Genomic DNA, 4,558 nt, shown 5'->3' on the forward strand with positions numbered 1-4,558 from the left:
GCCCCACCTCCCCCGCCGAGCACGCAGGGACGGTAGTGGAGGTTCGGATGGCGCCCCGCCAGCGCCCGGAGCGCGTCCACGAGGTACAGCCCGCGCGGCTCCAGGGCCCCATGGAACAGGTGGATGGGCCCGGTGTGCCCCTCCTCCAACGCGTCCCGCAGGATTCCATACAGCGGCGCGAGCCCCGTGCCCGTCCCCGCGAGCAGCAGCGGCGCCTCCGGCTGCCCGGGCACGTAGAAGCAGTCCCCGGCCGGCCCCTGCACGTGCACCCGCTCACCGGGCCTCACGTCCCGCGCGAACCAGCCGCTCATGGCGCCCCCGGGCACGAGCCGCACGTGGAGCTCCAGCCGGCCCTCACGAGGCAGGCTCGCCAGCGAATAGCTGCGCGCGAGCCCGTCCGCGCGCACCACCGTGACGTACTGCCCGGCGCGATAGTCGAGCGGCGTCTCCACCTCCAGCCGCACCGCGAGCACGTCCCCGCTGAGCGACTCCAGGTCCACCACGCGCGCGGGGACGCGCAGCTCCGAAGCCCCCGCCACCTCCAGCGCCGTGCCCTCCTGGGGCCGGCAGGCGCACGCGAGGAAGTAGCCGCGCGCCCGGAGCGTGTCCTTGAGCCCCACCTGCGCCGCCTCGGGCACCGGGCCCGAGGTCGCCCGCATCAGACAGGACTGGCAGGCCCCCGCCCGGCACGCATGCGGCACGTGCACGCCCTGGCGCAGCAGGCCGTCCAGCACCGTCTCCCCGGGCTCCAGCGGGTACCACGCGGCTTCATGCCGTACCTTCGCCATGACGTGCCTCCCGTGCCGCTTCAGCGGTTCAACACGTCCGCCCGCGCCCCTTCCGCGACCGACATCACCTGGCCCACCAGCTCCGCGGGCACGCCCAGCTCCTCCAGCGTCTCCTTCAAGTGTCCCGCCACCGCGTCGAAGTGCGACGCGTTCAGCCCGCGCGCCACCAGGTGCTTGTGCCCCGCGCGCATGTCCTTGCCCGAGTAGTTCGCCGGCCCCCCGCACACCATCGTCAGGAACGCCTTCTGCTTCGCGGCCTGGCGCTCCATGTCCACGTCCTCGAAGAAGTGGCTGATGCGCTCGTCGCCCAGCACCTTCCGGTAGAAGACCTCCACCGCCGCCGCCATCGCCGGCTCCCCGCCAATCCGCTCGTACACGCTCGACATGACTTCGTTCCCTTCCGGGCCCCGGGCCCTTAAAGATGCATTCAGGATGCATCTTTAAGGGCGCGGCCGTCAATGCCCGTGCATCGGGCTGACTTCACGCCCTTGTTCGTTCGCCTGATGACCGCGGTCCTGGCCGCCGTCCGCCTGTGCCCCACCGCGAGGAGGCGAGGGAACTCAGGCGTGCAGCAGGCCCCGCGCCCGGCGCACCACGCGCTCCATGCCGCTCTTCATGTGGTCCAGCGGCAGGAAGCGGTTCACCGGCACGGGGTGGTAGCCCAGCGGCCCCAGGCGCTTTCGCAGCGCATGGTTGGCGCGCAGCGCGCGCAGGTGCCGGGCCGTCTCGCGGGTGTTGAAGATGATGGACAGCGACACGGAGACGTCATCCGTGCCGTTCTTCACGTAGTGCGGCGCCACGAAGGGGATGTGCAGCGCGTCCCCGGGGCCGAACGCGTAGCGCGTCGCCGTCTGATCAAATGTCTCCCGGTAGTTCACCTTGGAGCCGGAGCGCGCGACGAACGCCTCCAGGTCCTCCGCGGGGACCACCTGCTCATCCCACGCCTTGGAGATGTGCACCGCCTTGCTGCCCCGGAACTGCATCAGCAGCGTGGAGTAGCGGTCCAGGTGGAAGGGCGTGACGCTGCCGGGGGACGCGATGAAGAGGTAGAGCATCGGATCCACGGCCGTGGTGCCCACGCCCTGCGCGCGCATCAGGTCCTCCACCTCCGACAGGAGCGCGCGGTAGAGCTCGTGGAAGCTGGGGTCCTGCTCCGGCGCGCGGAGCATGATGTACGAGTTGCTCGTCATCATGTTCTCCACGGTGTCCTTCAGCGACAGGCCGGTGCGGTAGTCCACGTGCGCGCGGTCGAAGTCCGCGTCCTTGGGCACCAGGCCCGAGCTGAAGAACACGTTTTCGGAAGGCAGCCGCTGCACCACGCCCGCCAGGTTCTCCAGCTCCAGCGCGGGGTGTCCCAGGAGCGTGTGGCGGCACCGGAAGGACTCACGGTCGAACTGCAACGGCGACCCGACGGACTCGAAGATGCGCTTCACGGAAGTGGGCTCCTTGCCGCTTCCTGCGGCAGGTGTTCACTCGATGCCAGCAGAGCGCGAGCACACGTTCAAATTGGGGCGTTTTGCCCCACGTATTGATGGGGCGTTTTGCCCCGCGTCCCTCTGAAGACAGTGGAGTTCGTGGGATGTGAAACGGTTTGGAACCGGCCCTTCGCGAAGGCCGCCTGCCTGCACTGCCGCCGCCCTTGGGGGAGGGGCGAGCGGGACCGGGAATCATGCCCATGTTTCGCCCATCACCTCACTGGGAGGAAAAGACATGGCGCTGGAAGCAATCCTGTTGTGGGCGGTGATCGGCCTCATCGCTGGATGGCTCGCGTCCGCGGTGGTGGGCGGCGGCTACGGACTGATTGGAGACATCGTCGTGGGCGTGGTGGGCGCGTTCCTGGGAGGTTTCATCTTCCGGGCGCTCGGCACGGGAGCCCCGTTCGGCGGACTCGCGGGCACCATCTTCGTGGCGTTCATCGGAGCGGTGGTGTTGCTACTCATCCTCCGGGTCATCCGTTCGAGCACGGTCCGAAGGGTCTGACCGCGGACAGCCTGAAGCGATGACTTCTCGCGCGGGGCGCATGCGTCCCGCGCGAGAAGCGTTTGTTGGGGGCTGATGACGCCAGACACCAGGGGCCTGACGGCAGTCATCAGGCCAGGGGCCTTCAGGCCTCGCGGTTGCGTCCGGCCCTTGAGCAATTCCAGGAGTTTGCCTCTTCGAGAAGCGCGTGGGGCGCGTGGCATGCGCCGTGCTCTAGCCCCCCACATCGCTGAACCGGCCGGCGCCTCACGCCCGCCCATCCAATCTCGAGGAACACCGCCATGGCGCTCTCCCCCCTGTCGAAGTCGTCGGTTGCCAGCTCCTCCTTCTCGCCCCGCACGTCCGCCACGGAGAGTTCCAACCCGGCGATGCGCCCTTCGCCGGTGACGGCGGACGCGGTGAAGGCCAAGGGCGGCCCGGGTTCGCTCCAGGGGATGTTCCAGGCGGACGGCTTCGACGGGGCGTCGGGCGTGGGCAAGCAGGGCGGCGTGCAGGGCAATCCGCTGGAGCAGCTGAGCGAGATTGTCCAGATGCTGAAGGGACTGTTGGAGATGCTCGGTGCGCAGAGCAGCGCCGGTGCGCAGCAGGGCGGCGTGGCGGGCGTAGAGGGCGCGGCGAGCAAGGCCGGTGCGGCGCAGGGCGACGTGCCGGACCTGGGCGGTGACTCCTTCGACGGTGGCGTGCCGGACCTGGGCGGCGAGGGTGTCGACTCCGGCGCGGCGACGCAGCAGGCCGCGGCCAGCACGCCGGCCACGCAGGGCGCTCCCGCCGAGCAGGCCGCGCAGGCTCCGGCCTCCCCCAAGCAGGAGGCGCCCGTCAGCGGGGCGCAGTCCGTGGGCGCGCCGGGCGCGTCGAAGGGCAAGAACACCATCACGCTCAACAACGACGGCGACAAGCCGATGACGGTGAACTTCACCCCCAACGCGGGCGAGAAGGCCGTCGACTCCGTCACGCTGAAGCCCGGTGAGAGCAAGACGGTGCAGTTCCCGGACAACTGGTCCGGCAACTTCCGCAGCGACAACGGCGACGGCAAGAACGCGACGCTGGGTGAAGTGAAGTTCGACGGCGGGTTCGGTCAGACGTACTACGACGTCAGCTACATCGAGGGCCACAACGCCGCCATGACGATGCAGGCGGAGGGCGGCGGCCGCCTGTCGGGCACGATGGACAACCTGCTCGCCTCCGCGCCTGACTCCGTGAAGGCCAAGGGAGCGGACGGCGCCGCGTACGGCATCAAGAAGAGCACCACCTCCAACGTGCAGGATTCGGAGGTGGTAGACTTCTTCCGCAAGCACGTCGGCGCGGATCAGGGCTACGTCATCCCCACGGATGACGCGAGCACGCTGGGCAGCAACAACAGCAACCTCGTCGTCCACATGAAGAACCTGGCCTGATTCCCCCTCAGCGAGGCCCCCGTCCATGAGCATCCGCCTTCCATCTGGCCTCCCCCGTCCGGGACTGCCCCTCCAGGGCCCCGCGCAGGAGAAGGGTGAGAAGGCGCAGCAGCCCGCTGAAGCCAAGACACCGGGCAAGGCCACCGGCAAGGGCGTCCCCGCCAAGGGAGGACCCGGCGTCAAGGGCGGCGCCGCGAAGGGCACGTCCGCCAAGGGCGGCGCGGAGCAATCCGGCCCCCAGGACGGCATGGACTCCGCCCGCTCGGGCGAGACGGAGCGCAACGAAGGTGGCGGCGCCCGGGGCGCGAAGCAGCAGGACGGGATGTCGTCCAGCACGTCGCGAGGCGCCGCCAGCCTGGGCACCCTGGAGCAGCCCCCTCCCCCCACCGCCCAGAC

At 69.9% G+C, this 4,558-nt stretch carries 6 protein-coding genes; 3 read left to right on the plus strand and 3 right to left on the minus strand.

Annotated features, from left to right (window positions below):
* From D7X32_RS43315 to D7X32_RS43325, 3 genes are all read right to left on the minus strand, one after another.
* On the minus strand, positions 1 to 788 hold a 788-nt coding region (locus tag D7X32_RS43315), incomplete at its 3' end, for a 2Fe-2S iron-sulfur cluster-binding protein (protein WP_120608326.1).
* A 20-nt stretch (positions 789 to 808) separates the two neighbouring features.
* On the minus strand, positions 809 to 1,174 hold the full coding sequence (locus tag D7X32_RS43320) for a group I truncated hemoglobin (protein WP_120608327.1): 366 nt from the start codon (positions 1,172 to 1,174) through the stop codon (positions 809 to 811).
* A gap of 174 nt (positions 1,175 to 1,348) precedes the next feature.
* Positions 1,349 to 2,221, minus strand: coding sequence for a JmjC domain-containing protein (locus D7X32_RS43325; protein ID WP_120608328.1), 873 nt, complete (start codon positions 2,219 to 2,221; stop codon positions 1,349 to 1,351).
* 277 nt (positions 2,222 to 2,498) lie between these two features.
* Between D7X32_RS43325 and D7X32_RS43330 the strand changes: the two genes are divergently transcribed.
* The 3 genes from D7X32_RS43330 to D7X32_RS43340 all read left to right on the plus strand — a co-directional run.
* A complete protein-coding gene (locus D7X32_RS43330; protein ID WP_120608329.1) occupies positions 2,499 to 2,768 on the plus strand; it encodes a GlsB/YeaQ/YmgE family stress response membrane protein in 270 nt (89 codons plus the stop codon).
* A gap of 281 nt (positions 2,769 to 3,049) precedes the next feature.
* Positions 3,050 to 4,162, plus strand: coding sequence for a glycoside hydrolase 64/thaumatin family protein (locus D7X32_RS43335; protein ID WP_120608330.1), 1,113 nt, complete (start codon positions 3,050 to 3,052; stop codon positions 4,160 to 4,162).
* Between the two features lie 25 nt (positions 4,163 to 4,187).
* Positions 4,188 to 4,558 (plus strand): hypothetical protein (locus D7X32_RS43340; RefSeq protein WP_439329053.1); only part of this gene is annotated, 371 nt, incomplete at its 3' end.

It is taken from the genome of Corallococcus carmarthensis, from assembly GCF_003611695.1.
GTDB lineage: Bacteria > Myxococcota > Myxococcia > Myxococcales > Myxococcaceae > Corallococcus > Corallococcus carmarthensis.

Bases quoted from the DNA above. Each gene is read 5' to 3' on its own strand.
- D7X32_RS43320 (WP_120608327.1), bottom strand. From the start codon at position 1,174: ATGTCGAGCGTGTACGAGCGGATTGGCGGGGAGCCGGCGATGGCGGCG.
- D7X32_RS43330 (WP_120608329.1), top strand. From the start codon at position 2,499: ATGGCGCTGGAAGCAATCCTGTTGTGGGCGGTGATCGGCCTCATCGCT.
- D7X32_RS43335 (WP_120608330.1), top strand. From the start codon at position 3,050: ATGGCGCTCTCCCCCCTGTCGAAGTCGTCGGTTGCCAGCTCCTCCTTC.